Here is a 4,881-nt window from a genome sequence, read left to right on the forward strand (position 1 = left end):
CATTTGATAAAGTATTGACGCGCTTCATGCCCTTTATCATTACGCTCTATCATTGAAAGGTGTTTAGCCATGTCTAACGTAATGTAGTATTCTTTAGAAGGACGACCTCCTGAACTTTCGCTCAAAAAAGAGCAAAAGCTATAACCTTCTTTAAATTTACATTCTTTAATACGACGAATAATCCAATCTTTAAAACTGGTTTTAACTTCTAAAAATGTATGCAAGTCACGTGCGTTTACTGTCTGGACAGTATCGCCATCAATGACTTGTTCTGTAATTTTTATAAGAGTGTTCATGAGAACTCCTTATCGTTAAATGTTTTTGATTGACACTCGATAAAAGAGTGCCGGGTGCTCAAAAACACGGCGATAAGTCCGTCGTTATGCTTTCCCCCAAAGGGTATTGTATAGCGTAACCACACCCGACAAGCTATTTATATGCTATACGCATATAATGAGTCAAAGCTTTTAATCTGCGGAAAAAAGACTGTTTCGGCAATCCACCCGCTTATCGTCAAGGTGTTTTTGAGGCACCTGATTCGAAAATACACATTACAGAAATAATGTCAAGCATCTTTCGATAATTTTTTTTATTTTTGGATGACGAGCTCTGAAAAACACAGCTCTTTACCTTTCATTTTTCCCATTCATTTCATTAGCCAACCATTTAAAGGAGCATAAAGTATGGCAACAGGTTTTTTACACGGTGTTGAAGTCGTTGAAGTTGACGACGGCACCCGCCCCCTTCGCGCGGTTCAGTCTGCCGTTATCGGGATTGTTGGCACAGCACCCGATGCTGATGAACAAGCATTCCCTCTTAACACACCCGTTTTGGTTACGGGTTCACTTTCACAAGCCGCTAAACTGGATAAAACAGGCAAGCGTCAAGGCACCCTACCTAATGCCCTTGATCTGATTTTTAAGCAAGTTGGTGCTATTGTTGTTGTCGTGCGCGTGAACGAGGGTGACAACGAAAATGCAACACTCACCAATGTTCTTGGCGGTGTAAACGCAAATGGCGCTTATGAAGGCGTCCACGCTTTGATTGGAGCGGGGTCCATTGTGGGACAAACACCACGCATTCTTATCGCTCCAGGCTTTACACACAAACGCCCTTCCAGTGTGAATATTGAAGAGAATGGAACTGGTGCAACTACCAACCCCGTCGCAGCAGAACTCATTGGCATTGCTGAACGCCTACGCGCTATTGTGGTGCTTGATGCACCAAACACAACAGATGAAGCAGCCCTTAGTGCAGCAAAGGATTTTGATTCAAAGCGCGTCATTCTTATTGACCCTTTTGTAAAGGTGAATCGTGATGGAAAAATTGTAGAACAGCCAGCAAGTGCAGCAGTTGCTGGTGTCATTGCCAAAACTGATTTTACACACGGTTTTTGGCATTCCCCTTCAAACAAAGTGATCAATGGCATTGTGGGAACTGCGCGCCCCATTGATTTTTCCATTGGTGACAGATCAAGCCGCGCCAACCTTCTTAACGAACAAAACATCACAACAATTATCCGCGAAAACGGTTATCGTCTTTGGGGTAATCGCACCCTTTCAAGTGATACAAAATTTGCTTTCTTATCGGTGGTGAGAACCGCAGATATGATCAATGACGCCATTTTGCGCGGGCATCTATGGGCTGTCGACCGCAATATCAAAAAAACCTACATGAATGATGTCAGTGAAAGCGTCAATGCCTATTTGCGTGATTTGAAAGCACAAGGCGCCATTCTTGGTGGGCGCTGTACGCCTGATCTAGAGTTGAATACAGCAAGCGCTATTGAAGGCGGCAGAGTCTATTTCAATGTCGAATTCACACCAACAACACCAGCAGAACACATCACATTCCGTTCACGCATTGTGAATGATTACTTAGAGGAGATTTTTTAATGGCTATACCCGTTTTACCAAGAGTTTTGAAATATTTTAACATTTTTGTCGACGGCATTCCCTATCAAGCAAAATGTGAAAGCGTAACATTACCGAATTTGAACTTGGTTGTTGAAAGTTATCGTGGTGGAGGCATGGATAGCTCTATTGAAGTTGACCTTGGTCTTGAAACCCTCACACTTAGCATGACCATTTCTGATTGCTCTCCAGAATTGATGGCACTGTTGGGGCGCACAGATGTCGATATCTCATTACGAAGTTCAATGCAAGCGCAAGGCACACCAGCAGAAGGTGTTGTCATTACCATGAGAGGACTATGCAAAGGCTTTGAAATGGCAGAATGGCAACCGGGCAGCAAAGCAACATCCACAACTACCTTCACATTGCAGTATTTCAAATATGTCCAGAAGGACGTTGAAATCGTTGAGATAGATGTCCTCAACTTGGTGAGGAGATTCAATGGCGTCAATCAACTCGCAGATCATAGAGAAAACTTAGGATTATAAAAATGACAGTACAAACAAGCATTACACATAAATTACTTGTACCGATTACCTTTGAAGGAAAAGAACATACCGAAATCACCTTACGGCGCCCGAAATATAAAGACTTAAAAGCGACCTTTAAGGAAGACGATGCTGATCAGTTAGAATTCATTACTTCACGCCTTTCTGGCTGGCCCATAGATGCCGTTGAGGAAATTGATCCTTATGACATGGAAGATATTCGTGAGATTATAGATTTTTTTTCAAGTCGGCGGGCTTCCAAGACTGCGAAACTGCCGCGAAACTCATAGCCGATATTGCCATTGTTTTTCATTGGCCACTTTCAGACATGATGGAAATGGAACTGGAAGAATTGGTCTTTTGGCGAAATCAAGCAGCAGAAAGGTATAAGACAAAATGAGTGAAAAAGTTGCTGATGCAAAGGTGAGATTATCTCTTGAAGACAAACTCACCGCACCTCTTAAACATCTTCAAAAAAAATTCGATACATTATCAAAAACACTCTCACTGAGATTGAGTATTCCGCGCTTTTCTGCTGCTGTCAAAAACATGACAAAAAGCCTTCATGGCGTTCAAAGTGCTCTTGGAGTGGCGGCAAGCCGTGCTTCGGTCTTTACTGGTGCTTTAGGGCTTGCTGGTGGTGGTCTTGTGGCAAGTGTAACCGCCCTCACCATGAAAACCATGCATCTGGGAGATAGTCTTCACCACGCATCACACCATTTAAATATGAGTGTTGCATCACTTCAATTATGGGGTGATGCAGCCGATAATTCAGGCACTTCTGCCGAACTTTTTCAACAATCCTTAGCGGTTTTAAATAGGCGTTCAGCACAAGCCTATGCTGGACAAAAAAGAGGCATGATGGGCTTTGAAGCACTTGGCATTTCTGTCAAAAACACTTCTGGAAAACTCAAATCCACTTCTGTCTTGTTAGAAGAAATTACCGACAAGATGAGTAAGATGAAAAATCAAGCACAAAGACAGCATATTGCCGCTCTGCTGTTTGGGGGCGATGGTAAAGAAATGGCGACCATGCTTGCACAAGGCATGGCACCCATTAAAGAACTGTTTGCAAAAGCGCGGAAAGGAAAATGGCTGATAGGTGCCGATGTTGCACGCTATGCAGCAGATTTGAGTGACAAAATGGGAGCCTTTAAGAAAAAAATAGGCGGTATCGCGAGCTTTATTGGCGCGCGTTTCATGCCCGTGATCAATGACATGATTGACGGTTTTTCTCGCCTGATTGATGAAAACCGCGACCTCATTCAAACAACCGTTGCGAGCTGGGCAAAAACCTTAAAAAAAGTCTTTAATGATTTGCTTAATCCTACCTCTGATTTAAGAAAAGGTATCAGTGATCTCACAGAGAGGATTAAAGGCTGGTTCCAATGGCTAGAACCTCTGATTGGTGAAATAACCCTCTTTAAGGTAGGACTTGTGGCACTTGGTTCGTTCATTTTTGGTCCACTCATTGCCGCATTAGCCGCAGCGGGAGCAGCGTTTGTCACGCTTGGCTATACTATAATGACGACACCTATCGGGTGGCTAATTGGCGGCATCGCAGCTCTTGTTGGAGCTGGATATCTGCTCTACAAAAATTGGGACAAAATCAATGGCTGGCTGCTTACATCACTAGCCATAGTAAGCGCAGTTTTTATCAGGCTTGCTTTCGCTCTTTCAGGACCAGTGCTTTCAGCCTTCACTTCCGTTAGTTCTAAAATTACCGGTCTGGCTGCAAATCTTGGAAAATCCCTGCTCTCAAAAATAATCGCAGCAGATAAAGCTTTTATTAGATTTTCTGCTACTCTGGGAAGATCACTGCTTTCAGCATTAGCCTCAGCTGCTTCTGCAGTCGCTAGTCTTGCTTTAACTCTTGTAGGGACACTGATTTCGGCAATAACTGCCGTTGGTTCTGCTTTTATATCGCTTGGTATCGCAATCATGACCACTCCTATCGGCTGGATCGCTGGCGGCATAGCAGCCCTTGTTGGAGTTGGATATCTGCTCTACAAAAATTGGGATACGGTAGTAAGCTTCATAAGCAACTTATGGAATTCTTTTGCGAGCTTATGTAGTAACGTTTTCAATAACCTCTTGACGCTCTTTAAAAACTTTTCACCGCTCTCTTGGATTTCAAAAAAAATCAATGAACTCATTGAGTGGCTGTTTGGTGTCGATTTAATGGAAGTAGGAACCAATCTGATTAACGGGCTTTGGGAAGGTATCAAAAGCCAATGGAATGCTTTGTCTGATTGGTTTAGCGGCATGATAAGCAAATTAACCAGCTGGATGCCTAATTGGATGAAAGAAAAGTTAGGCTTTAATGTTTCAATCAATAAGACTTCAACCCAGACGATTAAAACCTTTACCAATGAGACCAATGCACGGGCAAAAAAAATGCTGGATACAGTAGTGGTTACAAATACCCCACCTGAAAAACGCAAGAGTGGTTTTAATACAGGAGCCGTTGAAACAGGACA

General features: G+C 42.9%; 6 protein-coding genes. 5 read left to right on the forward strand and 1 reads right to left on the reverse strand.

The window, feature by feature from the left end:
- Positions 1-296 (reverse strand): antA/AntB antirepressor family protein (locus ACFIKH_RS08605; RefSeq protein ID WP_375671488.1); only part of this gene is annotated, 296 nt, incomplete at its 3' end.
- A gap of 387 nt (positions 297-683) precedes the next feature.
- On the opposite strand from ACFIKH_RS08605, the gene ACFIKH_RS08610 reads away from it, so the two are divergent.
- From ACFIKH_RS08610 to ACFIKH_RS08630, 5 genes are all read left to right on the forward strand, one after another.
- Positions 684-1,895: a phage tail sheath subtilisin-like domain-containing protein gene (locus ACFIKH_RS08610; RefSeq protein WP_375671489.1), complete on the forward strand. Its 1,212-nt coding sequence runs from the start codon at positions 684-686 to the stop codon at positions 1,893-1,895.
- A complete protein-coding gene (locus tag ACFIKH_RS08615) occupies positions 1,895-2,401 on the forward strand; it encodes a phage major tail tube protein (RefSeq protein WP_375670491.1) in 507 nt (168 codons plus the stop codon). The genes ACFIKH_RS08610 and ACFIKH_RS08615 overlap by 1 nt, the downstream gene beginning before the upstream one ends.
- A gap of 2 nt (positions 2,402-2,403) precedes the next feature.
- Complete coding sequence (locus tag ACFIKH_RS08620) at positions 2,404-2,691, forward strand: phage tail assembly protein (RefSeq protein ID WP_375626896.1); 288 nt, start codon at positions 2,404-2,406, stop codon at positions 2,689-2,691.
- Positions 2,692-2,738: 47 nt separating this feature from the next.
- Positions 2,739-2,801, forward strand: a complete 63-nt coding sequence (locus ACFIKH_RS08625) for a GpE family phage tail protein (RefSeq protein WP_244395846.1) — start codon at positions 2,739-2,741, stop codon at positions 2,799-2,801.
- A partial coding sequence (locus ACFIKH_RS08630) for a phage tail protein (RefSeq protein ID WP_375671490.1) occupies positions 2,798-4,881 on the forward strand: 2,084 nt, incomplete at its 3' end. The genes ACFIKH_RS08625 and ACFIKH_RS08630, both read left to right, overlap by 4 nt.

The organism is Bartonella sp. SD1336NMGDW (genome assembly GCF_042193565.1).
GTDB classification, from domain to species: domain Bacteria; phylum Pseudomonadota; class Alphaproteobacteria; order Rhizobiales; family Rhizobiaceae; genus Bartonella; species Bartonella grahamii.

Excerpts from the sequence above, each read along its gene's own strand:
- ACFIKH_RS08610 (WP_375671489.1), top strand. The coding sequence starts at position 684 with ATGGCAACAGGTTTTTTACACGGTGTTGAAGTCGTTGAAGTTGACGAC.
- ACFIKH_RS08615 (WP_375670491.1), top strand. The coding sequence starts at position 1,895 with ATGGCTATACCCGTTTTACCAAGAGTTTTGAAATATTTTAACATTTTT.
- ACFIKH_RS08620 (WP_375626896.1), top strand. The coding sequence starts at position 2,404 with ATGACAGTACAAACAAGCATTACACATAAATTACTTGTACCGATTACC.